Consider the following 26,888-nt stretch of genomic DNA (forward strand, 5'->3'; position numbering starts at 1 on the left):
CTGGGCGCCCGGCCGCTGCGTCGCACGATCCAGCGCGAGATCGAGGACCAGCTGTCGGAGAAGATCCTCTTCGGCGAGATCCAGGCCGGTCAGATCATCATCACCGACGTCGAGGGCTGGGACGGCGAGTCCGAGGCCAACGACACGGCGCGGTTCGTGTTCCGCGGTGAGACGAAGCCGCTGCGGGTGCCGGACTCGCCTCCGGTGGACCTGGCCTCGTCGGCCGGCGACGGTGGCGGGGAAGCTGACGCCGAGTCTGCCTGAGTGGTTGTCGAGAACGCCCCCGGGACCCCTTGGTCCCGGGGGCGTTCTCGGTTCACGGGTGGAGGTAGGAGCGGCGCTCGCCGCTGGGCAGGCCGCCGGGGGAGAACTGCGGGCTGCTCGGCCGGGTGTGTGGCGCTGGGCTGGGGTGTGCTGGGGGTGCGTGTGTGTCAGTGCAGGGTGCCGGTGGGGGTGTGCAGGTCCTGGGAGGTTTCCAGGGTGGTGCGGATGATGAGGTCCAGGGCCTGTGCGGTGGTGCTCAGGGGCAGGCTGGGGGCGTCCTGGGTCTGGTCCGGGGTGAAGGGGACGTGGACGAAGCCTGCTCGGAGGTGGGGGTGTTCGGTCGCCACCAGGTGCATGAGGCCGTAGAAGACGTGGTTGCAGACGAAGGCGCCGGCGGTGTGAGAGACGGCGGCGGGGATGCCCGCGGCGGTGAGGGCGGCGGTGCAGGCTTTGACCGGGAGGGTGCTGAAGTAGGCGGTCGGGGCGTGGGGGACCACCGGGGTGTCCACCGGTTGGTTGCCGGCGTTGTCGGGGATGCGGGCGTCGTTGAGGTTGACGGCCACGCGTTCCGGGGTGATGTTCGGACGGCCGCCCGCCTGGCCCACTGAGATCACCACGTCGTAGCGGTGGGTGCTGAGCGCGTTCTCCAGGACCCGCAGGGATTCGTCGAACACGCAGGGCAGTTGCAGGGTGGCCAGGGTGTACCCGGTGGGGCGCACGGCCACCGCCGCGTCCCAGGACGGGTTGGTGCGCTGCCCGTCGAAGGGTTCGAAGCCCGTCAGCAATACCTCCATTCGGGCAGAATAGATGTCGTGGTCGAACTGGAGGGACGCCGCACCAGGCGCGGGGGGACGACATTCCTGCTGGTGGTGGCGGCGGTCGCCTTCGTGCTGGCCGGGTTCGTGCGGTTGCTGGGGGTGGATGGCACTCGTCACATGGTGGCCACCACGGCGTTGACGCCCTACTTCGCCGCGGGTGGCGTGGTGCTGGGGGTGCTGGCGCTGCTGCTGCGCCGGTGGGGGGTGGCGGTGCTGGTGCTGTCACTCGCGGCGGTGCTGGTGGCGGCGGTGGCGCCCCGGGCGTTCCCCGACTCGCGGCCGGTGGGGGTGGGGCGCGAGGTGACCGTGATGGCGTCGAACTTCCTGGTCGGGAAGGCGGACGCGGAGGTCGTGGTGGACCTCGTGCGGCGGTACCGGGTGGACGTGCTGGCGATGCAGGAGCTGACGCCGGCGATGGCGCGGGACCTGGACCGGGCCGGGTTGGGGCTGGTGCTGCCGCACCGGCACCTGCTCGACGAGCCCGGGGGGTCGGGGTCGGGGATCGCGTCCCGGTACCCGGTGTCGGCCCGGGAACTGACCGCGCCCGGTTCGCTGCGGCAGGCGAGGGCCCTGGTCGACCTGCCGGGGGACGATCTCGACATCGTCTCCGTGCACCCGATGCCGCCGGTGGTCGAGGGCGGGCCGGAGACGTGGCAGCGGGACCTGGCCGGGTTGCCGGAGCGGGAGCTGGGCGGGCCCGTCCGGGTGTTGGCCGGCGACTTCAACGCGACGCTGGACCACGTGGCGCTGCGGCGGTTGCTGAACAGCGGGTACGTGGACGCGGCCGACCAGGTGGGCGCCGGGTTGACGCCCACCTGGCCGGCCGGGGCGCTGTGGCCGCCGCCGGTCACCCTCGACCACGTGCTGGTGGACGGTCGGTGCCCGGTGGAGTCCTTCGAGGTGGTGGACGTGCCCGGGTCCGACCACCGGGCGGTGATCAGCCGGTTCGTCGTGCCAGCCGGGTGAGGGCCTCTTCCGCGCCCAGGGGGAGCGAGATGCCCCGGCCGTGCCTGATGTCGGGTTCGCGGGGGTTGATGCGGATCAGGTTGCCGGTGGCGGCGGACGCCAGCTCGGCCTGGCGGCGGACGGTGGGCACGGCGGTGCCCGCGCCGATCTCGACCACGACGAGGGCGGTGGTGTCGCGGCGCCAGGCGGTGAGGGCGTCCAGGGCCCTGCGGGAGCGGTGGGGCACCCAGGACCCGTCGCCGAACATGAGGATGTTCGGCCTGGCCAGGCTGCCGCAGTTCGGGCAGGTGGGGAGCGGTTCGGCGGCCCGCACGGTGTCCGGGTCGACGGTGATCACCGCCTCGTTGGGCCAGGTGTCGTCCGAGCAGGGCACGGTGCACTGGAGGTGGTGGATCGAGCCGTGGACCTCGGCGACGCCGGTGAAGCCCGCCCGCTGGAACTGGCCGTCGACGTTGGAGGTGAAGACGCGCGCGTTCCAGTCCCGCAGGACGCGGAAGCCCGCGTGGGGCGTGGTCTCGCGGTAGAGGGCCAGGCGGTGGCCGTAGAAGCCCCAGGCGAGGGTCGGGTCCTCGGCGAAGTGGACCGGGTCCGCCAGTTCCTCGAAGCGCAGGCCCAGGCGGGCGTAGTGCGGGTAGGCCCGCCAGAAGCCCGCGGTGCCGCGGAAGTCCGGCAGGCCCGAGTCCACGCCCATGCCCGCGCCGGCGCACACGAGGACGGCGTCGGCGCCCCGGATGAGGTCGGCGGCCCGGTCGAGGGCCTCAGTCACCCCCGGGCGCGGGGGTGGAGCTGAGCACGACCTCGAACTCCAGCAGGTCGGAGCCGGTGCCCACGGGCTTGGCGCGCTCGCCCGAGTGGGCCTCCTTGGCGCGCCCGCCCATCCAGTTGCGGAAGTCCTCCTCGGTCTCCCACTGGGTCACCACGAAGTACCGGGTGTCGCCCTTGACCGGCCGGAGCAGCTGGAAGCCGAGGAAACCGGGCTCGGAGTCCACGGCGCCCAGGCGTGCGGCGAACCGCTTCTCCAGCTCGGGGCCGGAGCCGTCGGGGACGTGGATCGCGTTGATCTTCACAACCGCCATGGGTCCGACGGTACAGGGGTCGCGCTACCGGCGGAGGGAGCCCGGGTACAGGTGCTCGTCGGCCGGGATCGCCGTGCCCCGGAACCAGGCCGCGAAGAAGGCGTCCAGGTCCTGGCCGGACACCCGCTCCACGTGGGCCTCGAACTCCGGCCAGGACGCGTTGCCGCCCCGGTGCTCGGCGATCCAGTCCTTGAGCACCCGGTCGAAGTCGGCGTCGCCGACCTGGCGGCGCAGGGCGTGCACGGCCAGCTTCCCCTTGTCGTAGACGCCGCGGAACTCGTTGCCGCGACCCATGTCGTAGAGCTCGCGCTCCCAGTAGGCGTCGCGGTCCGCGACCTGGGCGACGGTGTCGCGGTAGAGGGCGTCGAGGTCGGCGCCGTCCTTCGCCTCGTCCCACAGCCACTCGGCGTAGCTGGCGATGCACTCGTTCAGGCAGATGTCGGACCAGCTCTCCACGGACACCAGGTCCCCGAACCACTGGTGGGCGTTCTCGTGCACCACGGTGTCCAGGCTCGCCCAGCCCGCGTAGACGGGCCTGGTCTGGGTCTCCAGGGAGAACCCGATGTCGTCGGCCAGGAAGATGCCGCCCGCGGCCCCGAAGGGGTAGGGGCCGAACCTCCCGGCGAGGAAGTCGAGGATCTCCGGGAGCCTGCGCTGGTGCTCGCGGGCGCTCTCGGCGCCGGGCGCGTAGGCGTCGACGACCGGGGTGCCGTCGGGGAGGGTGGAGCGCTCGATCGTCCACCGGTCGATCGCGACGGTGGTCAGGTAGGTGGCCATCGGCTCCCGGGCCGCCCAGCGGAACGAGGTCCAGCCGTCGGCGGTGACGGGTTCGCGCTCCTCGACGCCGTTGGAGACGACCGACCAGCCCTCGGGGACGCGGGCGGTGAGGGCGAACTCGGCCTTGTCGCGCGGGGTGTCGTTGGCGGGGTACCAGGTGGTCGCGGAGTGGGGCTCGCCGGCCGCGAACGCCCCGCCGCCCCGCGAGACCTGCCAGCCGCTGCTGCCCAGGGCCCGCTCACCCACGACGGTGGGCTCCCCGCCGTACCGCACGGTGGTGGTGAACTCCTCGCCGTCGGCCAGGGGCGCCCGGGGGGTGATCACCAGTTCGTGCTCGCCCTCCTGGCGGAAGCCGGCGGGCAGGTCGCGCACGGTCACCCCGGTGACCTCCAGCCGGTACAGGTCGAGGTTGAACCGGGTGAGGCCGGCGGTGGCCCTCGCGGTGATCGTCGCGACGCCGTCCAGCCGCCTGGTGGCGGGGTCGTAGGTGATGGCGACGTCGTAGCGGGTGACGTCGTAGCCGGTGTTGCCGTCCCGCGGGTAGTAGGCGTCGCCCGCGCCGTCGCCGCCCTCCGCGCCGACCACGGGCGGCGTGGTCGGGCCGGTGGTCGTCGGGGCCGCCTGCCGGTCGTGGGGCAGCCTGGCGACCACGACGCCGGTGACCACCAGCACCAGGCAGAGCACGAGCAGGTACGGGCGCGCCCTGGAGCTGATGGCCATGCCGACATGATGCACGCATGAGCGTGGTGGAGTTCGGGGGCTCGGGGCCGGGCATCCTGCTGCTGCACGGCCTGATGAGCCGGGCCAGCACGTGGTGGACGGTCGCGCAGTGGCTCCGGCCGCACGGGCGGGTGGTCGGCCTCGACGCGCGCGGGCACGGGCGCAACCCCCGGCGCGGTCCCTTCCGGACGGAGGACTTCGTCGCCGACGCGGCCGCCGCGATCGAGCGGCTGGACCTGGGGCCGGTGGTGGTGGTCGGGCACTCCATGGGCGGGCTGCACGCCTGGGCGCTCGCCGCGCTGCGGCCCGACCTGGTGCGCGGGGTCGTCGCCGAGGACGTGGTGCCGGACAACCGGGGCCGGTCGGTCGACGAGTGGCGCTGGTACTTCGAGGCGTGGCCGGTGCCGTTCCGCTCGTTGGCGCACGTGCGGACGGTGGTGGACGTGCCGCGGGTGGAGGAGCTGTTCGAGGAGCGGGCGGACGGCTGGCACCTCATCGCCGAGCTGTCCGACCTCTACGAGATCGCCGCGGAGTGGGGCGAGCGGTCCTACTGGGACTTTGTGGACGCGATCCGGTGCCCGCTGCTGGTGGTCGAGGCCGGGCGGGGCGTGCTGCCGGCGGGGCAGATGGCCGAGGTCGTCCGGCGGTGCGCGGCCCGCGGGCTCCTGGCGCACCACCTGGTGGTGCCCGAGTCCGGGCACGTGGTGCACGACGAGGCGCCGGAGGTCTACCGGGGCGCGGTGGAGGCGTTCCTGAGCGGGTCGATCCCGCCGGTCTGAGTGTCCACGACGGCCACCTGGCGGGCCTCGGCGCGGATCGGGGCGACCGGGTGCAGCTCGGCGAACGCGGCCTTGACCGCGTCGTCGTCGCCGGTGAGCAGGGGGCAGTGCGGGGTCCAGCTGCCGGGCAGGTGCCGGGCGCCCGGGTGCTTCACCCGGCCCGCCAGTACGTCGTGGACGGCCGAGTGCACGGCCAGCAGCTCGCTGTCGACCACGGCGCCGAGCCGCAGGGCGTCGTCGGTGGCGCTGAGCGCGTGCAGCCACAGGTCGGGCAGCCAGAGGCGGGACAGGTCCTCGCGCAGCTCGGCGCGCACCTTGGGGCCGATGGTGCCGGCCGCCGCGTAGGTGAGGTGGGGCGGCAGGTCCGGGGTCACGCCGATCCGCCGCCACAGCTCCCGGACGGCCCGGTCGGCGGCGTCGTCGAAGAACACCACCAGCAGGTGCACCTAGTGCTCCCCGGGCAGCGCGAACAGGCCCTCGGCGGTCTGCTCGACCAGGCCGTCGACCAGCAGCGAGTGCAGGCACCGGTCCCGCTGGCCCGCGTCCGACCACACCAGGTCGAGCCGGGGCTTGGCGACCGGGCCGGTGGTGCCGCGCAGCACGTCCAGCAGCAGGCCGCGCACCTGCCGGTCGGTGCCCGCGAACCTCTGCACGGCCTTGGCCGGGCCGGCGTAGGCGGGGCGGCCGTTGAGCTGCCAGGCGCAGGTCGCCAGGACCGGGCACGCGGCGCACTTGGGCGCGCGGGCCGTGCAGACCAGGGCGCCCAGCTCCATCAGCGCCGCCGAGTAGGTCGCGGCGCGCTCCTCGGGCAGCAGGACGTCCACGTCGCGCAGGTCCCTGGTGGTCGACGGCGGGCCCGCGTCACCCGCGCCGTGCACCGCGCGGGCGACCACGCGTCGCACGTTCGTGTCCACCACCGGGCACCTGCGCCCGTAGGCGAACGCGGCCACCGCGCGGGCGGTGTAGGCGCCGATGCCGGGCAGCGCGAGCAGCACGTCCACGTCGTCCGGGACCACGTCGTCGTGCTCCTCGGCGATGGCCTGGGCGGCGGCGTGCAGCCGCAGGGCGCGCCGGGGGTAGCCGAGCTTGCCCCAGGCGCGCACCACCTCGCCCGGCGTGGCGGCGGCCATCGCGGACGGCGTGGGCCAGCGGGTCAGCCACTCGCGCCAGATCGGCTCGACGCGGGCCACCGGTGTCTGCTGGAGCATGATCTCGCTGACCAGCACGCCCCAGGCGGTGCACTCGGGCCGTCGCCAGGGCAGGTCGCGGGCGGTGTCGGCGAACCAGTCGAGGAGGAGGTCGGCGTCCAGGCTCATAACGCCGACCAGTCTTCCACGAACGGGTCAGACGACCTCGATCAGCTGCCCGGTGTGCACGTCGTAGACGAAGCCGCGGACCCGGTCCCTGTGGATCAGGAACGGGCTGTGCCGGACGCGGTTCACCGAGCCCCGGACGCTGTCCTTGACCTCGCGGAACGCCTCCACCGACCAGGTGGGGCGCAGGCCGGAGTCCTGCTCCAGCTCGTCCTTGAACGCGTCCTCGGTGACCAGCTCCAGCCCGCAGTTGGAGTGGTGCACCAGGAGGACCTCCTCGGTGCCCAGCTTGCGCTGGCTGAGGGCCAGCGAACGGATCATGTCGTCGGTGACGACGCCACCCGCGTTGCGCAGCACGTGCGCCTCGCCCTGCTTGAGGCCGAAGATCTCGAACACCCTGATCCGCGAGTCCATGCAGGTCAGAATGGCGATCTTCATCGACGGCCGGGGCGACGAGCGGTCGCCGGGGACGATGTTGCCGATCTCGGCGTTGCGGCGCAGCAGTTCGTCGATCGCGGTCATCGCGCACCTCCCTGTTCCCCGGGATTGGAACGCGGTTCCCGGATGCCGGCAAGTGGATCGGGCGGAGATCACGTTCATCACATCGGGTGGCCGATGCCTCACCGGATATTCCACGTCGCGGGGTTACTTTCGTCCGGTGATCGAGCCAACGGGCCCGCTCCCGCCGTCGGTGTACCTGCGGCGGCGCGCCCTGGCGGGCGCCGGCGCGGTGACCGCGCTGGTCGGTCTCACCTGGCTGGCCGCCGCCGTGCTCGGCGGGTCCGCCCCCGCCGCGCCGCCAGCCACCTCGACCCCGCCCCCGCCGGCGGCCGCGGCCACCGACCCGTCCTCCGCCACCACCGCCCCGACCACCTCGCCGCCGCCGCCCGCCCCGCCGCCCGGCCCGCCGCCGCCGTGCGAGGACGCGCAGCTGCACGTGGTCGCCGAACTCGACAAGCCCTCGGTCGAGGTGGGCGAGCGGCTGGGGTTGGGGATCGCGGTGTCCAACACGGGATCGCTGCCGTGCGCCAGGGACATCGGGCGGCACGTGCGCGAACTCGTCGTCACCACGGTCGACGGCGCGACCCGGCTGTGGTCGAGCAACGACTGCTTCGCCACCGGGGGCTCCGAGGTGCGCGTCCTGCGCCCGGGGGAGCGGTTCACCTACGGCCTGAACTGGTCGGGCACCACGTCGGAACCGGGCTGCGGCCCGCACCGGCGGTTCGGGCCGGGCGACTACCTGCTGATGGCGAAGGTGGCGGGCAAGCAGAGCGAACCCGTGGTGTTCCGGCTGACCTGAGCTTGACTTACCTAGGTAAGACAACGGTGTGGGTAGGTCGCGCAGGATCACCGGGCCGCTCCTGGACGTGCTGGAGGCGCTGGTGGCAGCCTTCCGGCAGGACGAGGAGCCGCACGGCTGGACGATCATGAAAGCGGTCGGGCGCTCGGGACCGACGGTGTACGGGGTCCTGGAGCGGCTTGAGGAGTGGGGCTGGATCACCGGCACGTGGGAGGAGTTGCCCGCCGACGAGAGCCGGCCGCGCCGCCGGTTCTACCGGCTGACGCCCAGCGGGCGGGTGGAGGCGGTGGCCCTGCCGGCCGAACGCCGGCCCACGCGCGGGGGTACGGCCCTCGGTGAGCCGTTACCCGGCGGTGGGTGGTGAACGGCTGGCTCGGCCTGGCGCTGAGCGTCGTGCTCGGGCTCGCGATCAACGAGTGCGGTGAGCTGTCGCCGTGGCTGGCCCGGCGGTTGGTCCGGTGGGCGGCGGGGGTCCGCTACCCCGATCGGGCCGAGGAGTTGGAAGCCCTCGTCGACGAGCGGCCCGCTGTGGCTGTCCACGCGGTTGGAGCCCCGGGCGCCCGTGGTGGTCTTCGCCGTCCTGATCACCGTGGGCGTGGGCTTCGGCATGGCGGTCGGGACCGGTCGGACGGTCTTCGGCGCCGCCCGTCCCGGGCGGACCGCCGGGGAGGCGTGACAAAAGCGGCGGGGCCCCGTTCCCGGGGCCCCGCCGCGACGCTCCACGACCTCACGGCCCGAACCAGCGCTCCTCCGCCGTCCCGCGCGGCGGCGCGGCGGTGGTGCCGTGGATCAGCTCCGTGGCCAGCGTGACCGAGCGGGGCCGGGAGCGCTCCGCCGAGTCCAGCAGCAGCTTGCCCGCCGCGCGGCCCTTCTCCAGCACCGGCTGCCGGACGGTGGTCAGGCCCGACTGCTCGGCCTCCCGGATGCCGTCGAAGCCGGTCACGGTCAGGTCCTGCGGCACGCGCAGCCCCCGCCGCTGCGCCTCGCCGAGCGCGCCCAGCGCGAGGATGTCCGACGTGCAGACCAGCGCGGTGATCTGCGGGTCGCGGTCCAGCACCTGGGCGGCGGCCGAGGCGCCCGAGGCGGTGGTGTGGTCGAAGCGCTCCACCACGGGGATCGAGCCCCAGTCCACGCCGACCGAGCCGAACGCCTGCGCGAGGCCGGCCAGGCGCGCCCGCTGCACGTGGAAGTGCGCCGACGCCTGCCGGTCCGGCGTCACGAAGCCGTCGTTGCGGTCGCGGGCCAGCCGCATGCACACCACGCCGACCCGCCGGTGCCCCAGCGTGATCAGGTGCTGCGCCAGCGAGTGCATCGCGGCCTGGTCGTCGATGCCCACGCGGTCGACGTTGTCGATGTCCGGCTGGTCGCACACGACCGTCGGCACCGGGCGCTCCAGCACGGCGGCGAGGTGCGGGTCGTCGTCGGGCACGGAGTAGACGACGAAACCGTCGACCCCCGCCCGGTGCACCGCGGCCACGTCCTCGCGCTCGGGGTTCGCGGGTACGAGCAGCAGGCCCTGCCCGGCGTCCTCGCACGCGAGCGCCAGGCCCTCCAGGAACCCGATCGCCGCCGGGTCGCGGAACGCGTAGGACAGGTTCTCGGTGAGCAGCAGGCCCACCGCGCCGGCCTTGCGCGTGCGCAGGGAACGGGCCACCGGGTCGGGGCCCGGGTAGCCGAGTCTTCTCGCTGTCTCCAACACCCGGCGTCGCAGCTCCGGTGAGAGCTGGTCGGGACGGTTGTACGCGTTGGACACCGTTGTCCGGGAAACACCCAGCTCCGCCGCCAGTGAGGCGAGCGTCGCCGGGCGTCGCACATGCATCGACCGCGCCATGAAGTGACCGTAACGGTTCAGAACCAATTACAGAAGTGGGGGTGACGGGCGTCCCTCAAATTCACCATCAGCGCAGGTTACTTCATGTTACCAGGTAGTAGTTTGGTCTAAACCAATGCGGGTGACGCGGACGACTCGCGCACCACCAGCCTGGGGCGGAAAACGCGCGTGTAATTGCCCGCCGGCCGACGCCGCCGATCGGGGTCGAGCCGGTGCACCAACTCGTCCACCGCGGCCGCCGCCATCTCCTCGATCGGCTGGGCCAGCGTGGTCAACGACGGCGAGCAGTACGACGCCAGCGGGATGTCGTCGAAGCCCACCACGGCCAGGTCGCCGGGCACCCGCAGCGCGCGGCGGTGCGCCTCGCGCAGCACGCCGATCGCCATGTGGTCCGACGAGCAGATCACCGCGGTCGGCCGCACCGTGTCGAGCAGCGCCGCCACCGCCACCGCGCCGCCCTCCGGCCCGAACGGCCCGTGCGCCACGAAGTCCGACGACGCGGGCAGGCCGTCCTCCTCCAGCGCCGCCGCCCACCCGGCGCGCTTGAGCCGCGACGGCAGCGACCGCGCCGGCCCCGAGACGAACCCGATCCGCCGGTGCCCCAGCTCCACCAGGTGCCGCGTCGCCGCGTACCCCGCGTGCTGCTCGTCCACGGTCACGTCCGGCACGTCCAGCGACGGCGTGGCCCCGTTGACGAACACCATGTGCACGCCGTCGCCCAGCAGCTTCGCGTAGTACGACGGCCGCGGCGCCTGCCCGAGCGGCACCTCGGTGTTGGTGATCTCCGGCGAGACGAACACCATGCCCTCGACGCCGCGCGCGAGGAGCATCCGCACGTACTCCTCCTCGCCCATGGCGGCCGCGCCGGTGGCGCGCGTGTTGCACAGCAGCGACGAGTAGCCCAGGCGCGCCGCGCGGACCTCCAGCGCCTCGGCGAACGCCGGGAACACCGGGTTCGACAGCTCCGGCACCAGCAGCCCGATCACGCCGGTCCGCTGGAGCGCCCCCAGCCCGCGCGGTGTGTACGGCATCTCGGCGAGCACGGCGAGCACGCGTTGGCGCGTTTCGTCGTTGACACCCGCCCGGCGGTTGAGCACCCGGCTCACCGTCGAGATGCTCACCCCGGCTGCCCTGGCGATCTCGGACAGACCGGACACCGTGCCTCCTAGCTTGGATGTGGGTGACGTGCAGCCTGCCGTCAGCGGCAAATTTTTGCAACGCCGACCGCGGTTTCGTCCGGGAACACCGGGCCGTTACGGCTTGGTTACCGTCCCGGCCTTGACCCGGCCCAGGTCGGCGGGATGAAATCCGCGTCAACAATTTCGCAAGTTCTTGCAAGAGCCTTCATCGCGATGAAGGTCCAGCAGGAGGGACGACAGCAACGATGCGACGTACCACCCTCGTGACCGCAGTGGCGGCAGCGAGCGCCCTCGTCCTCACCGCGTGCGGCGGTGGTGACGGCGGGTCGGAAGCCGGCGACTCCGGCGAGGTCACCTTCTGGGACACCAGCGGCCCGAACGAGAGCCCGGTGTTCACCAAGCTGGCGCAGGACTGCGCCACCAAGGGCGGCTACCGGGTCAAGACCGAGACGGTCGCCTTCGACCAGGCGCTCAACAACTACCGGACCGCCGCCCAGGGCGGGCAGGGCCCCGACGTGTTCCGCGCCGAGGTCGCCTGGGTGCCGCAGCTGGCCAAGCTCGGCTACGTGGTCGACCTGACCGGCACGGAGCTGGCGAGCGACACCTCCGACTTCCTGGACACCCCGCTGGGGTCCACGAAGTTCGAGGGCAAGTCCTACGGCGTCCCCCAGGTCACCGACTCCCTGGCGCTGTTCTACAACAAGAAGCTGCTGGCCGACGCCGGCGTCGAGCCGCCGAAGACCTGGGACGAGGTCAAGTCCGCCGCGGCCGAGCTCGGCGGCGAGAAGACCCTCTTCATCAACAACGACGCCTACTACGCGCTGCCCTTCATCTACGGCGCGGGCGGCGACCTGGTCGACGCCGAGGCGAAGAAGATCGTGGTCAACTCCGCCGAGAACGTGAAGGCGCTGGAGACCGCCAAGGGCCTGCTGGACGCGAAGGCCGCCGGCACCGCGCTCGACCCGGCCAACTCCTACAACAACATGCAGGCCGCGTTCACCTCCGGCGAGGTCGCCATGGTGGTCAACGGCCCGTGGTCGGTCGCCGACTACCTCAAGGGCGCCGCGTTCACCGACGCCGCCAACCTCGGCATCGCGCCCGTGCCCGGCGACACCGCGGGCAAGGGCACCGCGCCCGTCGGCGGCCACAACTACGTCATCCGCCAGGGCACCAAGGCCAAGGACTCCTCGGTCGAGTTCATCGCCTGCATGAGCGGCGTCGAGTCCCAGGTGGCCGTGGCCAAGGAGCTGGGCCTGCTGCCCACCCGCAAGTCGGCCTACGAGAACGCCGACGTCCAGGCCAACGAGGTCGTCTCCGCGTTCGAGCCGGTGGTCACCGCCGCGCACCCGCGCGCCTGGATTCCCGAGGGCGGCCAGCTGTTCGACCCGCTGAAGATCGCCTACGCGGACGTGCTGGCCGGCAAGAAGGACGCCAAGACGGCGCTGGACGAGGTCGCCAAGACCTACAAGGACACCGTCGTCCCCGACTACACCGTCGGCTGACAGCCTCGTGGGGGCTCCCCCGGCCGGGGGAGCCCCCACGGGCACGCGGAAGGAGACTTCGGTGCGCAGGTTCCTGGACCGGCACTGGTACGCGTACGCGATGGTGCTGCCGGTCGTGGTGGTCATCGCGGTGCTGGTGCTGTTCCCGCTCGCCCAGGGCGTGTACTTCACCTTCACGAACATCAACGAGGGCAACATCGCCAACCCGATCCTCGATCGGCCGGCGAGCTACGACTGGGTGGGGCTGGGCAACTACCTGAACGTCCTGTCCGGCGACACCAGCTTCGGCGCCTTCTGGGGCACCCTGGTCCGCACGCTGATCTGGACGTTCGGGTGCGTGTTCTGCCACTACACCATCGGGCTGGGCCTGGCGCTGCTGCTCAACCGGCAGGTGCGCGGGCGGGCGGTGTACCGGGTGCTGCTGATCCTGCCGTGGGCGGTGCCCGCGTTCATCAGCGCGTTCGCGTGGAAGTACATGTTCAACGCGCAGTACGGGATCATCAACCAGGGCCTGCGCGCCGTCGGCCTGCCCGACCCGGTGTGGCTGGGCCAGTCGGACTGGGCGCTGGTCGCGGTCATGATCGTCAACATCTGGCTCGGTGTGCCGTTCATGATGGTGGCGCTGCTGGGCGGCCTCCAGTCCATCCCGGGCGACCTCTACGAGGCCGCCGAGGTGGACGGCGCCACGGCGTGGCAGCGGTTCCGGCACGTGACGCTGCCCGGGTTGCAGGCGGTGTCCAGCACGGTGGTGCTGCTGGGCATCATCTGGACGTTCAACATGTTCGCGATCATCTACCTGATCACCGGACCGAACCCGAACACGCGGATCCTGGTGACCTACGCGTTCGAGCGGTTCTTCTCCGGCGCGTCCCGCGACTTCGCGGTGGCGTCCACCTACGGCGTGCTGATCCTGTCCGTGCTGCTCGTGTTCGCGGGCGTGTACCGGCGCGCGCTGCGCAAGCAAGGCGAGGTGTGGTGATGTCGGTCGAGGCGGCTTCCCTCAAGGCGACGCGGCCGGTCCGGGCGCCCGGGCGCGCCGACCGGTCGCGGTTGGCGAGCTTCGGCCTGCACGCGGCGCTGGTCGGCGCGTCGCTGATCGCGGTCTTCCCGGTGTTCTGGGTGCTGGTGACCTCGTTCAAGCCGGACGCGCGGGCCGTGGAGACCACGCCGAAGCTGGTCAACGAGTCCAGCCTGGACAACTACACGCGCATCCTGGCCGGGGAGAAGGGCGACTTCCTGGCCTGGTTCGGCAACTCGGTGCTGATCGCGCTGATGACCACGGTGCTGGCGGTGTTCCTGTCGGCGACCGCGGGGTACGCGGCCTCGCGGTTCCGGTTCCCGGGCAAGCGGTCGCTGATGCTGTCGTTCCTGGTCGTGCAGATGTTCCCGTTCGCGGTGCTGATCGTGCCGCTGTACAACATCCTGCTCGACCTGGGGTTGCAGGGCACGTCGTTCGGCCTGGTGCTGGTGTACTGCACGACCGCGGTGCCGTTCTGCACCTACATGCTGAAGGGCTACTTCGACACCATCCCCGGCGACATCGACGAGGCGGGCCGCGTGGACGGCCTGTCGCCGTTCGGCGTCTTCTGGCGGCTGGTGCTGCCGCTGGCCCGGCCGGGGCTGGCGGTGACCGCGTTCTACGCGTTCCTGACGGCGTGGGGCGAGGTGGCGTTCGCGTCGGCGTTCCTGTCGGCGGCGGACGAGTCGAAGACGCTGGCGGTGGGGTTGCAGGTGTTCGTGCAGCAGAACCGGACCGAGTGGGGCCACCTGGCGGCGGCGTCGATCCTGGTGGCGATCCCGGCGGTCGTGGTGTTCTACCTGGTGCAGCGGTTCCTGGTGACGGGGCTGTCGTCGGGCGCGGTCAAGGGGTAGGCCCGGACCCCGGCCGCGGTGGGCCCACCGTCCCGCCGCGGCCGGTTCAGACCGCGATGACCTCGACCATCGACTCCAGCCCGACGAAGATCGCCGCGCCGAGCTTTTCCGCGCGCGTCGCCGCGTGGTCGACCCGCGGCAGCCGCTTGTGGCGCTCGACGGGCTCCAGCGCCGAAAACTGGACCAATCCACCCGTTCCCGTAAGCGCTTGCAATCCCTAACGTTGCGGCAAAGCGTGGTAGTGAAAGGTGCGTCACATGGCAGAGGTCGCCTACGTCAAGGCGTCGCGGATCTTCCCCGGCAACCCGCCGGTCCGCGCGGTCGACGAGTTGTCCCTGGATGTCGCCGACGGCGAGTTCCTCGTCCTGGTGGGTCCGTCCGGCTCGGGCAAGTCCACCGCGCTGCGCATGCTCGCGGGTCTGGAGGACGTCGACGAGGGCGCCATCCACATCGGGGGCAAGGACGTCACCAACGTCCCGCCCAAGGGCCGCGACATCGCCATGGTGTTCCAGTCCTACGCGCTCTACCCGCACATGACCGTCGCGGAGAACATGGGCTTCGCGCTCAAGCTGCGCGGCGTGAACAAGGCCGAGATCAAGGAGAAGGTCGCCGAGGCGGCCAAGATGCTCGACCTCGGCAAGTACCTGGACCGGAAGCCGAAGGCCCTGTCCGGCGGTCAGCGCCAGCGCGTCGCGATGGGCCGCGCGATCGTGCGCGAGCCCTCCGTGTTCCTCATGGACGAGCCGCTGTCGAACCTGGACGCGAAGCTGCGCGTGGAGACCCGCGCGAACATCGCCGCCCTCCAGGCGCGGCTGGGCACCACCACGATCTACGTCACGCACGACCAGGTCGAGGCCATGACCATGGGTCACCGCGTGGCGGTGCTCAAGGACGGCCTGCTCCAGCAGTGCGACACCCCGCGCAACCTGTACGACAAGCCGGCCAACGCGTTCGTCGCGGGCTTCATGGGCTCGCCCGCCATGAACCTCAAGACCGTGCCGCTGACCGGTGAGGGCGCCAAGCTCGACGGCGTCGTGGTGCCGCTGGAGCGCCGCGCGCTGGACAAGGCCGCGGCCGAGGGCCTGTCCGAGGTCACCTTCGGCGTGCGGCCCGAGTCGCTGGGCCTGGTCTCCTCCGCCGAGCACGGCATGGAGATGGTCGTCGAGCTGGTCGAGGAGCTGGGCGCGGACGCGCTGCTGCACGGCTCGGTCCGCATCAACGGCACCCCCGAGCGGTTCGTGGTCCGCGTCGACGGTCGCACGCCGCCGACCCTGGGCCAGACGGTGAAGGTCGCCGTGCGCGACGCCGGCGAGGTCCACCTGTTCCACCCGGAGAGCGGTCTGCGCCTGACCGACTGACACCCGCGGTGCCCCGGAGGGCCGTCCCCGTTCACGCGGGGGCGGCCCTCCGACGTGTGCGACGACACCCGGTCGGTGCGGTCCGCGGTCGCGCGGAGTTCTAAACTGAACTCGACAACGGTTTCCATTGCCTCTGGTTCGCCCAGTCGAGGAGTGCGCTGATGACGGTCCGCAACATGATGATCGGGGCGGTGGCCACCGCGACCGCCGTCGCCCTCACGGCCTGCGGCGGCGGTCAGGACACCCCCGCCGCCGAGGACGACGGTCGGATCAAGGTCGTCGCCTCCACGAACGTGTGGGGCAGCGTGGTCGAGGCCGTCGGCGGCGACGCGGTCGAGGTCACCTCGATCATCGACGACCCGTCCGGCGACCCGCACTCCTACGAGAGCAGGCCCGCCGACGTGGCCGCGGTGCGCGACGCCCGGCTGGTGATCTTCAACGGCGGCGGGTACGACGACTTCTTCGCCACCCTGCTCGGTCCCGAGACCGAGGGCGCGAAGAAGATCGAGGCGTTCCCGATCTCCGGCAAGGCGTCGGGCCACGAGGAGCCGGGCCACGAGGAGCCGGGCCACGAGGAGGCCGGGGCGGCGGAGCCGACCGAGGACGGGCACGGCCACGACCACGCGGTCAACGAGCACGTCTGGTACGACTTCGAGACCGTCCACCGGGTCGCCGAGCAGGCCGCCGCCGACCTCGGCGAGATCGCCCCGGACCGGAAGGCCGAGTTCGAGACCAACGCCCGGGACTTCGGCGCGGAGCTCGACGAGCTGACCGCGGCGCTCGACGGCAAGGGCGCGGGCAAGCGGGTCCTCCAGACCGAGCCGGTCGCCCACTACCTGCTCGACGCCGCGGGCGTGGAGGACGCCACCCCCGAGTCGTTCAGCGACGCCGTGGAGGAGGAGACCGACGTGCCCGCCGCCGCGCTCGCCGAGGTGCTCGACCTGGTGACCGGCAAGCAGGTGTCCGCCCTGGTCAACAACGCGCAGACGGAGAACGCCGCCACCGGTCAGGTGGTCGAGGCGGCCCGTTCGGGCGGGGTGCCCGTGGTGGAGGTGACCGAGACGCTGCCCGAGGGCGCGACCGGCTACCTTGACTGGATGACCAAGCAGGTTGACGCCCTCGTGGGTGCGCTCGGCGCATGACCGCTCGGGGCGAGACGGCGCGGCCCACCGACCCGCCGGCGGTGGCGCTGCGCGGCGCGCGGCTGGCCTACGGCGACCGCGTGCTGTGGGAGGGCCTGGACCTGGACGTGGCGCCCGGGGAGTTCCTGGCCGTGCTCGGGCCCAACGGCTCGGGCAAGACCAGCCTCATCCGGGTGCTGCTGGGCCTCCAGCCGCTGTCCGCCGGCACCGTTCGGGTGACGGGCGGCAACCGGCGCATCGGCTACGTCCCGCAGCAGCGGGCCGTGGACACCACGCTGACCCTGCGCGCCCGCGACCTGGTCGGCTTCGGCCTGGACGGCCACGGCTGGGGCCTGGGCGTGCGCGGCCGGCACGAGCGGCGCGAGAAGGTGGACGCGGCGCTGGCCGCCGTGGGCGCCACCCGGTACGCCGACGAGCCGGTCGGCCTGCTCTCCGGCGGCGAGCAGCAGCGCCTGCGGGTGGCCCAGGCGCTGGTCGGCGACCCCGAGGTGCTGCTGTGCGACGAGCCGCTGCTCTCGCTCGACCTCGCCCACCAGCGCGTGGTCAGCGACCTGATCGACGCGCGCCGGCGGGCCGCGGGCACGGCCGTGCTGTTCGTGACGCACGAGATCAACCCGGTGCTGCCGCTGGTGGACCGGGTGCTGTACCTGGTGGAGGGCCGGTTCCGGGTCGGCACGCCCGCCGAGGTGATGACCTCGCGGGTGCTCACCGAGCTGTACCGCACGAACGTCGAGGTGGTCCGCGTGCGCGACCAGATCCACGTGGTCGGCGCGCAGCACGTGTGCGAGGACGAGCCGCACCACGTGGTGGATGAGGGTTGATGGAGAACTTCTTCGACTGGCGGCTGACCGTCGAGCTGCTGGGGTACGACTTCGTGCGCGACATGCTGGTCGCGGGCGCGGTGCTGGGCCTGGTGGCCGGGCTGATCGGCCCACTGGTGGTCACCCGCAAGATGGCCTTCGCCGTGCACGGCACGAGCGAGCTGGCCTTCACCGGCGGCGCGGCGGCCCTGCTGCTCGGCGTGGGCGTCGGGTACGGCGCGCTGGCGGGCTCCGTGGTCGCCGCGCTGCTGCTGGGGCTGCTCAGCGGGCGCGACTCCGACCGCGACTCGGTGATCGGCGCGGTCCTGGCGTTCGGGCTGGGCCTGGGGGTGCTGTTCCAGGCCCTCTACAGCGGCCGGGCGGCCAACAAGTTCGGGTTGCTCACCGGTCAGGTGGTCAGCGTCGGCTCGACGGACCTGTGGCTGCTGATCGGCTCGTCGCTGGCGGTGCTCGCGGTGCTGGCGGTCATCTACCGGCCGCTGCACTTCGCCAGCGTGGACCCGGCGGTGGCGGTGGCGCGCGGCGTGCCGGTGCGCACGCTGACCGTGGTGTTCGCGGTGCTGGTGGGCGTGGCCACGGCGTTGAGCGTGCAGGTCGTCGGCGCGCTGCTGGTGCTGTCGCTGATGATCACGCCGGCGGCGGCCGCGGTCCGGGTCACCGCGAGCCCGGTGAGGGCCACGGTGCTGGCGGTGGTGTTCGCCGAGGTGTCCGCGGTGGGCGGGATGCTGCTGTCGCTCGCGCCCGGGGTACCCGTGAGCGTGTTCGTGACGACCGTGTCCTTCCTGATCTACCTGGTGTGCCGGCTCGCGGGCCGCAAGCGGGTGCGGGCCCAGTAGGGCGGCGAACCGTCGCGGTATCGATTTGCTGAAAGATTCGGTTTCGAGGTTAGAAACGTCGAGGAGTGGGTACTCCTTGAGTGGGCCGACAGGCCCGAGGTGGTGACCGCGCTGGAACGAGCGTTCCATGACTCCGACGCTGAGGTGCCGGCACGCGCGCGGCAGGCCCTGGGGAAGGGCGGCTGACCGCGCCCCGCGCCGTGCCCCGGAACGAACCCCGACCTCTATGCCGATGCCGATGCGGATTCCGACGCCGACGCGCCCCCGGACCGGGCTCCGGCCGGGTGACCTCTCAGGCCGAGCGGGTGACCTCGGCCTGCGCCTCGTCCACCGGCTCGTCCAGCCGGGGCGCGGGCAGCAGCCGGACCTCGCCCGCGGCCACGCGCACCTGGTTGCGGCCGTTCTCCTTGGCCGTGTAGAGCGCGGCGTCGGCGCAGTGCTGGGCGTCCGCGAGGTGGTCGCCGTGCTCGGGCAGCACGGCCACGCCGATGGACGCCGAGATGGCGCCCACGTCCTGGTCACCGCCGATCGAGGGCAGGTTCCGGCCCCGCAGGGTGACCGTGTTGCGGTACTTGTCGGTGGTCACCACGGACATCTCGCCGATCGCCTCGCGCACCCGTTCCGCTATGGCGGTGCCCTGCGCGAGACCGGTGTCGGCGAGCACCACGACGAACTCCTCGCCGCCGTCGCGCCCGGCCACGTCGCCCGGCCGCAGCTTCTCCCGCAGTATCCGGCCGACCTCGGCCAGCACGGCGTTGCCCGCCGGGTGGCCCCAGGTGTCGTTGATCCGCTTGAAGTGGTCCAGGTCGATGGCGAGCACGGTCACCGGCTTGTTGTCGTGCCGGCAGCGCTCGGTGAGCCGGTTGGCGTACTCGGCCAGGCCGTTGGTGTTGAGCAGCCCGGTCCGGTAGTCGGTGTGCGCGTCCTCGGTGAGCCGGGCGTGCAGCTGCTCCTGCTCGCGCAGCAGCCGCTCCAGGTGCGCCCGGCGCTCGGCGGCGTGGTAGAGCAGCGAGTTGACCAGGATCACCGGGAACACCAGCAGCAGCGGGCCCACCCAGTGCGTGGTCATCAGCATGCCGAGCATGACGCCCGCGCCGAGCGTGGACAGCTCCAGCATGTTGTCCGCCCGCGAGCCCAGGAACTCCTGGATCCGGGTGTGCGGGGTGACGATCTTCAGCGCGATGGCGATGTTCATGCCCTGCGCGCCCCAGTTGACCACCGCGGCGGTCATCAGCACCAGCACCAGGCCGAGGTCGGGCACCACCCGGCCGGTCGAGCCCAGGGACACGCCGGACAGGTGCACGACGGCCCAGGCCAGCATGGTGCCGCCGAGGATGCTCGCCGAGGAGAACATGAACCGGTGGGGCTGCCGCCGCGCGATCGGCTGGATCAGGATGCGCATCCAGATCGTCGCCAGCACGGCCAGCGCGCCGGGCAGCGCGATGGCGGCGGCGAACGTCCAGACGGACGTGAGGTCGATGTGCGGGCCGGCCGATTCGTCGCGGCGCGATTCCTCCGCCCGCCACACGACCATCAGGTGCACGGTGATCGCGAACATCACCGCGGCGAACCGCAGCCAATCGGCGTCCTGAATCGTGCCGAGCGTGGTCAGCAGCCAAATGGCGGCAGCGGCTACGGCCGATTCGACGACCAGGAAGTAGGCCAGGGCGGCGGGTCGCAACGACCACAGGTCCCAGTTCCGAATCGAGGTCCAGCCGACTGCCCCAGACGCCTTGCGGTCAGTCAAACTGTTCTTCACCACGACCCCCTACCCTCTGCGCGGCGCCACGTGGCGAACGCCGTTCGCAGCCGCACGCCGGTGCCCGGGACGCGTTCCGAGGAGGTGTTCGCCATGCGCAACCGCGACATGTGATCCACCTTCCCGTCACCGGACCGAGTGTTCACCGTACGTGCCCGCTGCCTAGCGGGCCGCAGCCGAGGGGCCCTTCATGTTTGACAATCGCGATATGTGATGACTCCGTTTCAGATCGCCACCGCTTCGGGGTCGTGCCGGTTGCGCGCCCGACGCCAGGCTACGGTCGCCTGGGTGGCCAGGAGTAGTCCGATGCCACCCGCTCCCGCGATGGTCGCGGTCACCGACCCGATCGAGTGCGCCACGACACCGGCCAAGGCCATGCCGCCGCCCTGCGAGGACCGCAGCGCGGCCCGGCCGATGCCGTACGCCCTACCGCGGTAGGCGTCGGGCAGGATGCGCATCCACGCCGCTCGCGCGGGCGTGTGGTACGCACCGGCCATACCGGCTATGACCAGCAGCGCGATGGTCCAGGTCAGGTTCGGGTCGAGCGCGAACATGACCAGCGGGGCCAGGGACAGTATGGCGAGCGGCCCGATCAGCCGCTCGCGTTTCGCCGGATCGCGCACCACCCGGAAGAGGACCGCCACACCCAGGACGTTCGCCGCGGGCTCGATGGCGAGGATCAGGCCGACCGCCCACACGGCGTCCAGGCTCGCCGCCAGGGGCACGGCGAGTCCCTCGGGGACCATGGCGAGCCCGGCCAGCAGGCGCATGCCCATCAGGCTGCGCAGCCTGGGTTCGGTGACCAGGAGCGTGAACGCGCCTTTGGGGCCTTCGGGGTCCCGCTGGGAGCCGAGCGGGTCCGCGGCCGGCCGGTGCCGCACCGACACCTGGACCAGGACCGCCACCCACACGAACGTCGCCGCGTTGATGCCCAGCGCGACCTGCGGACCGGCCCCGATCACCAGGAAGCCTGCCGCCGCCAGGCCCACCATCTGCGCCACGTCCACCGACGTGCCGAACAGCGCCACGCCGTCGTCGTAGCGCTTGTCCGGCAGCACGGTCGGCAGGCTCGCCTCCTGGGCCGCCAGGAACGGCGTCGCGATCATCAGGACCACGACCAGCAGCACGACCATGAGCCACAGCGGCACGCCGGGCACGGCCATGAGCGCCATCAGGACGGCCTGGAGCCACGCGCAGCACACCATCACGGTGCGGCGGGGGAACCGGTCCGCGACCCAGCCGAGCAGCGGGCCGGAGATCAGCGGCGGGAACAGCGTCAAGGACCAGGTGAGGGCGGTCCAGGCGGCCGACTGGGTCCGTTCGAACACCAGCAGGGACAGGGCCACGGTCGCGAGCTGGTCGCCCACGGTGGACACCGTCGAGCCGATCCACATGCCGCGGAACTCGCGGTTGCCCACGAGTGCGCGGATGGTTCCCCCGGAAGTCACGAGCGCTCCAGGTCGGTCGGCCCCGATGAGTGAGTCACGTTACCCCCACCCGAAGTAACAATTCCCTCGGTCAGCACGGTAGAAGCTGTTGGATCTGCAATCTCTGTCCTACCACAGTGTGTACCCGAACGGAGCAGGTCGGTTACATAAAGTAGTTACAATAGCGAAAAAACGGGCACTTATTCTTGACAGTTGACCGTAGGTGACCCAGTTGGGCAATGTTCGCCTACCCTGCGTCGAGGTGCGCCTCCATTGGGTCGGCCGGCGCTGGGCCGACCGGTCCAGCACGTTCCCGCCGTCCGCCCGGTCGGTCGGCGCCGCCCGCGGGCAATTTGTTCGGCGTGCCGAGGTCTAGTCGATCTTCAGAACTGGTAGTAGAGGAACGGGCTGAAGGTTCCGCTCGCGACCAGGATCGCCGCGTACGCCACCCCGACCGTCATCAACGACACCCTAGCGGCTTTGGCGATCTTCGCGCGAGAGGACTCGAGGTAGGGACCGGTCACGGGTTCGCTCGGCATAACGACGACCGCCAGTGCCACCAGGAGCAGAACAATGCGCTGATTGGTCGCCGCCGCGCTCACGGCCTCGGTCAGCCCGTGGAAATCCGGCAACAACAGGTGGCCGATGATTGTGAACGCCGTACCGAGGTCGGGTGACCGGAAGAACACCCACCCGATAACGACCAGCACCGTGGTCAGGGCCCTGCGGGCAATTCGGGCCCCCGTCGCCGAGGGGGCGGATTCCCACCCGAATCGGCGCTCCACCACCAGCAGCGCGCCGTGGAACACGCCCCAAACCAGGAACGTCCAGTTCGCGCCGTGCCAGAAACCGGTGAGCACGAAAACGATCGACAGGTTCCGGTAGGTCTGGAGGGCGCCGCCGCGGTTGCCGCCCAGCGGGATGTAGACGTAGTCGCGGAACCAGCGGGACAGCGACATGTGCCACCGCCGCCAGAACTCCGTCACGGTCACCGAGGAGTACGGGCGCGCGAAGTTCTCCGGCAGCCGGAACCCCAGCATCCGACCCAGCCCGATCGCCATGTCGGAGTAGCCGGAGAAGTCGAAGTACAGCTGGAGCGTGTAGCCGATCGCGCCCAGCCAGGCCACCGCCGTGGTCATCTGGTCGGCCGGGGTGGCGAAGCAGGCGTCCACCATCGGCGCCAGCGAATCGGCGATGATCACCTTCTTGCACAGGCCCAGCGCGAACCGGGGGAAACCGGCGGCGATGTCGTCCAGGCGGTGCGTGCGGGGCTGCGGCAGCTGGTCGGCGATCTCCCGGAACCGCACGATCGGGCCCGCCACGAGCTGGGGGAACATCGCGATGTAGGTGATGAACGCGACCGGGTCGCGCAGCGCCGGGCGCTCGCCGCGGTAGACGTCCACCACGTAGGAGATGTGGTGGAAGGTGTAGAAGGAGATGCCGATCGGCAGGGCCAGCTCCACCACCGGCAGGTCGGCCCCCACCACCGAGGCGATGTCGTGCAGCTGCCGGCTGGCGAACCCGGCGTACTTCCAGACCAGCAGCACCGCCAGGTCCACCGCGACCGTGCCGACCAGCACCAGACGCCGGTCACCGCGGCTGCCCGGCTCCAACCGCAGCCCGGCCAGGTAGTTGACCACCATGCACCCGAGCAGCAGCAGCGTCGTGCCGCCCGCCCCGGACACGTAGAACAGCAGGCTCGCCACGGCGACCACGGCGTTGCGCCGGTTCCTGGGTGCGACGAGGACGGCCGCGAGCACGACCGGCAGGAAGAACCACAGGAACAGGGGCGTGGCGAAGGACATCGCCGCAAACTCTAACCGCCGCCCCACCACCCCGAGGCGGAACCACTCACATCACACCACAACCCAAGCCCCCGCCCAGCCCTGCCAGACCCCCCAACCCACGGCCCCAGAACCCCCAACTCACGAGGTCTGAACGCTCAACTCACCCAACCTGAACGTACGACTCGCGAGGTCTGAACGTACGACTCGCGCGGCGCGGGTGTTCGACACGCGCGCGAGTCGTACGTTCAGGACCACCGTGTCGTACGTTCGCGACACCCGAGTTCTACGTCCGGGACCGGTGAGTTGAGCGTTCGCGACTATCGGGGCCGGTCAGGCGCGGGCAGACTGGCGGCGTCGCCGGGCCACCTCGGCCAGCACCACGCCGGCGGCCACCGAGGCGTTCAGCGACTCCACGCCGGGCGCCATCGGGATCGACACCGTCTGGTCGCACGTCTCGCGCACCAGGCGGGACAGGCCCCGCCCCTCGGAGCCCACCACGACGACCAGCGGACCGGTCGCCAGGTCGAGCCCGTCCACGTCGACCGTGCCGTCCGCGTCCAGGCCCACGACCATCAGACCCGCCTCGGCCCACTCCTTGAGCTGGCGCGTCAGGTTCGTGGCCACCGCGATCGGCAGCCGCGCCGCCGTGCCCGCGCTGGTCCGCCACGCCACCGCTGTCACGCTCGCCGACCGGCGCTGCGGCAGCACGACCCCGTGCGCCCCGAACGCCGCCGCCGACCGCACCACGGCCCCGAGGTTGCGCGGGTCCGTCACGCCGTCCAGCGCCACCAGCAGCGGCGGGTTGCCCGACTGGGCCGCCAGCTCCAGCAGGTCCCGCGGGTCGGCGTACTCGTACGGCGGCACCTGGAGCCCGAGGCCCTGGTGCATCGCGCCGCCGGTGATCCGGTCCAGCTCGCCGCGCTGCACCTCCAGCACGGAGATGCCCCGCGACGCCGCGATCTGCACCGCCTCGGTGACCCGGTCGTCGGTCTCGACGCCCAGCGCCACGTACAGCGCCGTCGCCGGGATCTCCGCCCGCAGGCACTCGACCACCGGGTTGCGCCCGGCCACGATCTCCGGCGCCGCCTCGGCCGCCCGGCGCCGCTGCGACCGCTGCTGATCGGCCTTGGCCGCGGCGTTCGCCCGCCGGTGCGCCGGGTGGTTGGGCCGGTCCGCCGCCTTGGGCGTCGGGCCCTTGCCCTGGAGACCCTTGGCGCGCTGGCCGCCGGACCCGACGACCGCGCCCTTCTTGGAACCGGGCTTGCGCATCGCGCCCCGGCGCTTGGAATTCCCTGCCACGAGGTCAGTCGTCCTTCAAAGTCCACTTCGGACCGTCGGGGGTGTCCTCGACGGCGATCCCGGCCAGCAGCAGGTGGTCGCGCAACGCGTCCGCGCGCGCGAAGTCCCGCTCCCGCCGAGCCTGCTGCCGTTCCTCCAGCAGCCGGTCAACCAGCACGGCCAGCGCCCGGCCGCCCGCACCGTCCGCGGCGGACGACGCGTCGTGCCACCGGGGTGACAGCGGGTCCAGGCCGAGCACGCCGGTCATCGCCCGCACCGACCCGGCCGCCGCGCGGGCGCCCGCGTCGTCGCCCGACTCCAGCGCCGTGTTGCCCTCGCGCACCCGCCGGTGGATGGCGGCCAGCGCGCCCGGCGTGCTGACGTCGTCGTCCATCGAGGTCACGAACGCCGGGGCCAGCTCGCCCGAGTCGTCCACGGCCCCGGTCCGCTCGACCACGCGCCGCAGGAACGACTCGATTCGCCGGTACGCCGAGACCGACTCGTCCAGCGCCTCCGGCGAGTACTCGATGTGCGAGCGGTAGTGCGGGCCGACGAGGTAGTAGCGCAGCTCGGGCGCGCGCACCTGCTCCAGCATCACCGGGATGGTCACGGTGTTGCCCAGCGACTTCGACATCTTCTCGCCGCTGAGCGTCACCCACGCGTTGTGCATCCAGTAGCGGGCGAACCCGTCACCGGCCGCGCGCGACTGCGCCTGCTCGTTCTCGTGGTGCGGGAAGATCAGGTCGATGCCGCCGCCGTGGATGTCGAACGTGCCGCCCAGGTACGCGGTCGCCATCGCCGAGCACTCCAGGTGCCAGCCCGGCCGGCCTGGGCCCCACGGCGTCGGCCACGACGGCTCGCCCGGCTTGGCGGCCTTCCACAGCGTGAAGTCGCGCGGGTCGCGCTTGCAGGTCGCCGCCCACTCGCCCTGCGACACCTCGTCCAGCTTCTGCCCGGACAGCGCCCCGTACTCGGGGAACGAGGTCACCGAGAAGTACACGTCGCCCTCGGCGGCGTACGCGTGGCCCTTCTCGATCAGCCGGTCCATCAGCTCGACCATCTGCGTCATGTGCCCGGTGGCGCGCGGCGCGTACGTCGGGGGCAGGCAGCCCAGCGCGTCGTAGGCGGCCTCGAACGCCCGCTCGTGCCGGTACGCCCAGTCCCACCAGGCCGCGTCGTTCTCCCCGGCCTTGGTCAGGATCTTGTCGTCGATGTCGGTGACGTTGCGCACCAGGTGTACGGTCGACCCGTCGCGGGCCAACCAGCGGCGCAGCACGTCGAAGTTCAGGCCGCTGCGCACGTGGCCGATGTGCGGAACGCCCTGCACGGTGGCCCCACACACGTAGATCGACGCCGTTCCGCTGACCTGCGGGACGAACTCCCGCATCGACCGGGTCGCGGTGTCGAAGAGGTGGAGGCTCACACGCGAATGGTACGGGCGTTGGCCAGGGGGTATTGCACCGGCTGGTCAGGTGTGCTTGCGCAACGCCCGCAGCAGTGCGTCCGGCCGCGCCGAGGTCGGACACGGTTCCACGATCTCCACCGCGCACCCGATCGCCGCCGCGCCGCCGTCGGCCTCCGGGCTGTCGCCGATCATCAGCGCCTCGGACGGGTGCACGCCGAGCCGGTCGCAGGCGACGCGGAACAGCTTCGGGTCCGGCTTGGCGAACCCCTCCTGGTAGGACAGCACGTACTCGTCCACGCGGTGCTCGACGCCGTGACGTGCGAAGACGGGGCGGATGTCCCACGCGATGTTGCTCACCACGGCGGTGGGCAGCTCGGTGCCCAGCGCCTGCGCCGCGTCGGGGTAGGGCTGCCAGAACGCCGGGCTGAGCAGGTTCTCGTAGAACCCGACCGGGTCCGCCGCGCCGGCACCCGCGAGCACCGCGAGGTGCAGTTCGCGGTGCGCCACCGGGTCGAGGTCGCGGCGCTCCCACTCGGCCTCGTCGACGTCGAGCCCCTCGGCCACGCCGACCGGCGCGGTGAGCGCGCGCATCAGCTCGTCGTGCGCGGTGAGCGAGTCGTGCTCCAGGCGGAACAGGGTGCCCGAGAAGTCGAAGAGGACGGCACGGATGGTCACCCGATCACGCTACGAGGTCTGGACCACCCTTGGGAACAACCGA

27 protein-coding genes and 1 pseudogene are annotated in these 26,888 nt (G+C 71.9%); 12 read left to right on the top strand and 16 right to left on the bottom strand.

From position 1 onward, the window contains the following. Positions 1–264 (top strand): annotated as a pseudogene (locus ACFP3R_RS31395) (NDP-hexose 4-ketoreductase); the annotation flags it as partial. Between the two features lie 167 nt (positions 265–431). Here ACFP3R_RS31395 and pcp read toward each other — a convergent pair. Further along, a complete protein-coding gene (pcp, locus tag ACFP3R_RS31400) occupies positions 432–1,058 on the bottom strand; it encodes a pyroglutamyl-peptidase I (RefSeq protein ID WP_380641343.1) in 627 nt (208 codons plus the stop codon). An 18-nt stretch (positions 1,059–1,076) separates the two neighbouring features. Here pcp and ACFP3R_RS31405 point away from each other — a divergent pair, with 18 nt between their 5' ends. After that, positions 1,077–2,048 (top strand): endonuclease/exonuclease/phosphatase family protein, encoded by a 972-nt coding sequence (locus ACFP3R_RS31405; RefSeq protein WP_380641345.1) that lies wholly within the window; start codon positions 1,077–1,079, stop codon positions 2,046–2,048. Here the strand turns inward: ACFP3R_RS31405 and ACFP3R_RS31410 are convergent. Genes ACFP3R_RS31410 through ACFP3R_RS31420 form a run of 3 tightly spaced genes read right to left on the bottom strand, consistent with a single transcriptional unit; the run spans position 2,020 to position 4,621 of the window. Beyond that, on the bottom strand, positions 2,020–2,814 hold the full coding sequence (locus ACFP3R_RS31410) for an SIR2 family NAD-dependent protein deacylase (RefSeq protein ID WP_380641347.1): 795 nt from the start codon (positions 2,812–2,814) through the stop codon (positions 2,020–2,022). The genes ACFP3R_RS31405 and ACFP3R_RS31410 overlap by 29 nt on opposite strands. Beyond that, positions 2,807–3,124, bottom strand: coding sequence for an antibiotic biosynthesis monooxygenase family protein (locus tag ACFP3R_RS31415; RefSeq protein ID WP_380641349.1), 318 nt, complete (start codon positions 3,122–3,124; stop codon positions 2,807–2,809). Before ACFP3R_RS31415 ends, ACFP3R_RS31410 begins: the two co-directional genes overlap by 8 nt. A gap of 24 nt (positions 3,125–3,148) precedes the next feature. After that, positions 3,149–4,621: a M1 family metallopeptidase gene (locus ACFP3R_RS31420; protein WP_380641351.1), complete on the bottom strand. Its 1,473-nt coding sequence runs from the start codon at positions 4,619–4,621 to the stop codon at positions 3,149–3,151. A 17-nt stretch (positions 4,622–4,638) separates the two neighbouring features. Here ACFP3R_RS31420 and ACFP3R_RS31425 point away from each other — a divergent pair, with 17 nt between their 5' ends. Continuing rightward, positions 4,639–5,400 carry an alpha/beta fold hydrolase gene (locus ACFP3R_RS31425; protein WP_380641353.1) on the top strand — a complete coding sequence of 254 codons (762 nt, stop codon included), beginning with the start codon at positions 4,639–4,641 and terminating at the stop codon, positions 5,398–5,400. Here ACFP3R_RS31425 and ACFP3R_RS31430 read toward each other — a convergent pair. Genes ACFP3R_RS31430 through ACFP3R_RS31440 form a run of 3 tightly spaced genes read right to left on the bottom strand, consistent with a single transcriptional unit; the run spans position 5,349 to position 7,235 of the window. Next, a complete protein-coding gene (locus tag ACFP3R_RS31430) occupies positions 5,349–5,846 on the bottom strand; it encodes a 2'-5' RNA ligase family protein (RefSeq protein ID WP_380641355.1) in 498 nt (165 codons plus the stop codon). The two genes, ACFP3R_RS31425 and ACFP3R_RS31430, sit on opposite strands and share 52 nt — an antisense overlap. Continuing rightward, complete coding sequence (locus ACFP3R_RS31435; RefSeq protein WP_380641357.1) at positions 5,847–6,716, bottom strand: HhH-GPD family protein; 870 nt, start codon at positions 6,714–6,716, stop codon at positions 5,847–5,849. 27 nt (positions 6,717–6,743) lie between these two features. Further along, positions 6,744–7,235 carry a beta-class carbonic anhydrase gene (locus tag ACFP3R_RS31440; protein WP_380641359.1) on the bottom strand — a complete coding sequence of 164 codons (492 nt, stop codon included), beginning with the start codon at positions 7,233–7,235 and terminating at the stop codon, positions 6,744–6,746. 136 nt (positions 7,236–7,371) lie between these two features. Here ACFP3R_RS31440 and ACFP3R_RS31445 point away from each other — a divergent pair, with 136 nt between their 5' ends. Together ACFP3R_RS31445 and ACFP3R_RS31450 are read left to right on the top strand one after the other, a co-directional pair. Beyond that, positions 7,372–8,013, top strand: a complete 642-nt coding sequence (locus ACFP3R_RS31445) for a hypothetical protein (protein WP_380641361.1) — start codon at positions 7,372–7,374, stop codon at positions 8,011–8,013. 28 nt (positions 8,014–8,041) lie between these two features. After that, positions 8,042–8,377, top strand: coding sequence for a PadR family transcriptional regulator (locus ACFP3R_RS31450; RefSeq protein ID WP_380641363.1), 336 nt, complete (start codon positions 8,042–8,044; stop codon positions 8,375–8,377). Between the two features lie 363 nt (positions 8,378–8,740). Here ACFP3R_RS31450 and ACFP3R_RS31455 read toward each other — a convergent pair whose 3' ends face one another. Both ACFP3R_RS31455 and ACFP3R_RS31460 read right to left on the bottom strand, forming a co-directional pair. Then, entirely contained in the window at positions 8,741–9,844 is a 1,104-nt protein-coding gene (locus ACFP3R_RS31455; protein ID WP_380641365.1) for a LacI family DNA-binding transcriptional regulator, read from the bottom strand. Between the two features lie 107 nt (positions 9,845–9,951). Beyond that, positions 9,952–11,001 (bottom strand): LacI family DNA-binding transcriptional regulator, encoded by a 1,050-nt coding sequence (locus ACFP3R_RS31460; RefSeq protein WP_380641367.1) that lies wholly within the window; start codon positions 10,999–11,001, stop codon positions 9,952–9,954. Positions 11,002–11,228: 227 nt separating this feature from the next. On the opposite strand from ACFP3R_RS31460, the gene ACFP3R_RS31465 reads away from it, so the two are divergent. The 3 genes from ACFP3R_RS31465 to ACFP3R_RS31475 all read left to right on the top strand — a co-directional run bounded on the left by ACFP3R_RS31465 (position 11,229) and on the right by ACFP3R_RS31475 (position 14,357). Further along, complete coding sequence (locus tag ACFP3R_RS31465; RefSeq protein ID WP_380641369.1) at positions 11,229–12,485, top strand: extracellular solute-binding protein; 1,257 nt, start codon at positions 11,229–11,231, stop codon at positions 12,483–12,485. Positions 12,486–12,546: 61 nt separating this feature from the next. Continuing rightward, positions 12,547–13,464, top strand: a complete 918-nt coding sequence (locus ACFP3R_RS31470; protein WP_380641371.1) for a carbohydrate ABC transporter permease — start codon at positions 12,547–12,549, stop codon at positions 13,462–13,464. Further along, a complete protein-coding gene (locus ACFP3R_RS31475; RefSeq protein WP_380641373.1) occupies positions 13,464–14,357 on the top strand; it encodes a sugar ABC transporter permease in 894 nt (297 codons plus the stop codon). Before ACFP3R_RS31470 ends, ACFP3R_RS31475 begins: the two co-directional genes overlap by 1 nt. 46 nt (positions 14,358–14,403) lie before the next feature. On the opposite strand, the gene ACFP3R_RS31480 is transcribed toward ACFP3R_RS31475, so the two are convergent. Then, the gene (locus ACFP3R_RS31480; protein WP_380641375.1) at positions 14,404–14,544 is read right to left on the bottom strand and encodes a hypothetical protein; all 141 of its coding nucleotides are present in this window, start codon (positions 14,542–14,544) and stop codon (positions 14,404–14,406) included. A gap of 70 nt (positions 14,545–14,614) precedes the next feature. Here ACFP3R_RS31480 and ACFP3R_RS31485 point away from each other — a divergent pair, with 70 nt between their 5' ends. The 4 genes from ACFP3R_RS31485 (at position 14,615) to ACFP3R_RS31500 (ending at position 18,514) form a co-directional block, all read left to right on the top strand. Then, the gene (locus ACFP3R_RS31485) at positions 14,615–15,715 is read left to right on the top strand and encodes an ABC transporter ATP-binding protein (protein WP_380641377.1); all 1,101 of its coding nucleotides are present in this window, start codon (positions 14,615–14,617) and stop codon (positions 15,713–15,715) included. Between the two features lie 161 nt (positions 15,716–15,876). After that, a complete protein-coding gene (locus ACFP3R_RS31490) occupies positions 15,877–16,857 on the top strand; it encodes a metal ABC transporter solute-binding protein, Zn/Mn family (protein ID WP_380641379.1) in 981 nt (326 codons plus the stop codon). Continuing rightward, a complete protein-coding gene (locus ACFP3R_RS31495; protein WP_380641381.1) occupies positions 16,854–17,678 on the top strand; it encodes a metal ABC transporter ATP-binding protein in 825 nt (274 codons plus the stop codon). The genes ACFP3R_RS31490 and ACFP3R_RS31495 overlap by 4 nt, the downstream gene beginning before the upstream one ends. Continuing rightward, positions 17,678–18,514, top strand: a complete 837-nt coding sequence (locus ACFP3R_RS31500; RefSeq protein WP_380641383.1) for a metal ABC transporter permease — start codon at positions 17,678–17,680, stop codon at positions 18,512–18,514. The genes ACFP3R_RS31495 and ACFP3R_RS31500 overlap by 1 nt, the downstream gene beginning before the upstream one ends. Before the next feature lie 292 nt (positions 18,515–18,806). On the opposite strand, the gene ACFP3R_RS31505 is transcribed toward ACFP3R_RS31500, so the two are convergent. From ACFP3R_RS31505 to ACFP3R_RS31530, 6 genes are all read right to left on the bottom strand, one after another. Further along, entirely contained in the window at positions 18,807–20,261 is a 1,455-nt protein-coding gene (locus ACFP3R_RS31505; RefSeq protein ID WP_380641385.1) for a GGDEF domain-containing protein, read from the bottom strand. 236 nt (positions 20,262–20,497) lie between these two features. Continuing rightward, complete coding sequence (locus ACFP3R_RS31510; protein WP_380641387.1) at positions 20,498–21,721, bottom strand: MFS transporter; 1,224 nt, start codon at positions 21,719–21,721, stop codon at positions 20,498–20,500. 362 nt (positions 21,722–22,083) lie between these two features. Then, positions 22,084–23,505: an MBOAT family O-acyltransferase gene (locus tag ACFP3R_RS31515; RefSeq protein ID WP_380641389.1), complete on the bottom strand. Its 1,422-nt coding sequence runs from the start codon at positions 23,503–23,505 to the stop codon at positions 22,084–22,086. Positions 23,506–23,817: 312 nt separating this feature from the next. After that, complete coding sequence (rlmB, locus tag ACFP3R_RS31520; RefSeq protein WP_380641391.1) at positions 23,818–24,786, bottom strand: 23S rRNA (guanosine(2251)-2'-O)-methyltransferase RlmB; 969 nt, start codon at positions 24,784–24,786, stop codon at positions 23,818–23,820. 4 nt (positions 24,787–24,790) lie between these two features. Then, positions 24,791–26,188, bottom strand: a complete 1,398-nt coding sequence (gene cysS, locus ACFP3R_RS31525) for a cysteine--tRNA ligase (protein ID WP_380641393.1) — start codon at positions 26,186–26,188, stop codon at positions 24,791–24,793. Between the two features lie 45 nt (positions 26,189–26,233). Continuing rightward, on the bottom strand, positions 26,234–26,845 hold the full coding sequence (locus tag ACFP3R_RS31530; RefSeq protein ID WP_380641395.1) for an HAD family hydrolase: 612 nt from the start codon (positions 26,843–26,845) through the stop codon (positions 26,234–26,236). Between the last annotated feature and the right edge of the window lie 43 nt (positions 26,846–26,888).

The organism is Saccharothrix lopnurensis, from assembly GCF_042658445.1.
Lineage (GTDB): Bacteria > Actinomycetota > Actinomycetes > Mycobacteriales > Pseudonocardiaceae > Actinosynnema > Actinosynnema lopnurensis.

What these genes read in the sequence shown, in the direction of transcription:
- pcp (WP_380641343.1), bottom strand. Translation starts at nt 1,058, where the DNA reads ATGGAGGTATTGCTGACGGGCTTCGAACCCTTCGACGGGCAGCGCACC.
- ACFP3R_RS31415 (WP_380641349.1), bottom strand. Translation starts at nt 3,124, where the DNA reads ATGGCGGTTGTGAAGATCAACGCGATCCACGTCCCCGACGGCTCCGGC.
- ACFP3R_RS31420 (WP_380641351.1), bottom strand. Translation starts at nt 4,621, where the DNA reads ATGGCCATCAGCTCCAGGGCGCGCCCGTACCTGCTCGTGCTCTGCCTG.
- ACFP3R_RS31425 (WP_380641353.1), top strand. Translation starts at nt 4,639, where the DNA reads ATGAGCGTGGTGGAGTTCGGGGGCTCGGGGCCGGGCATCCTGCTGCTG.
- ACFP3R_RS31435 (WP_380641357.1), bottom strand. Translation starts at nt 6,716, where the DNA reads ATGAGCCTGGACGCCGACCTCCTCCTCGACTGGTTCGCCGACACCGCC.
- ACFP3R_RS31440 (WP_380641359.1), bottom strand. Translation starts at nt 7,235, where the DNA reads ATGACCGCGATCGACGAACTGCTGCGCCGCAACGCCGAGATCGGCAAC.
- ACFP3R_RS31455 (WP_380641365.1), bottom strand. Translation starts at nt 9,844, where the DNA reads ATGGCGCGGTCGATGCATGTGCGACGCCCGGCGACGCTCGCCTCACTG.
- ACFP3R_RS31465 (WP_380641369.1), top strand. Translation starts at nt 11,229, where the DNA reads ATGCGACGTACCACCCTCGTGACCGCAGTGGCGGCAGCGAGCGCCCTC.
- ACFP3R_RS31475 (WP_380641373.1), top strand. Translation starts at nt 13,464, where the DNA reads ATGTCGGTCGAGGCGGCTTCCCTCAAGGCGACGCGGCCGGTCCGGGCG.
- ACFP3R_RS31485 (WP_380641377.1), top strand. Translation starts at nt 14,615, where the DNA reads ATGGCAGAGGTCGCCTACGTCAAGGCGTCGCGGATCTTCCCCGGCAAC.
- ACFP3R_RS31490 (WP_380641379.1), top strand. Translation starts at nt 15,877, where the DNA reads ATGACGGTCCGCAACATGATGATCGGGGCGGTGGCCACCGCGACCGCC.
- ACFP3R_RS31495 (WP_380641381.1), top strand. Translation starts at nt 16,854, where the DNA reads ATGACCGCTCGGGGCGAGACGGCGCGGCCCACCGACCCGCCGGCGGTG.
- ACFP3R_RS31500 (WP_380641383.1), top strand. Translation starts at nt 17,678, where the DNA reads ATGGAGAACTTCTTCGACTGGCGGCTGACCGTCGAGCTGCTGGGGTAC.
- ACFP3R_RS31515 (WP_380641389.1), bottom strand. Translation starts at nt 23,505, where the DNA reads ATGTCCTTCGCCACGCCCCTGTTCCTGTGGTTCTTCCTGCCGGTCGTG.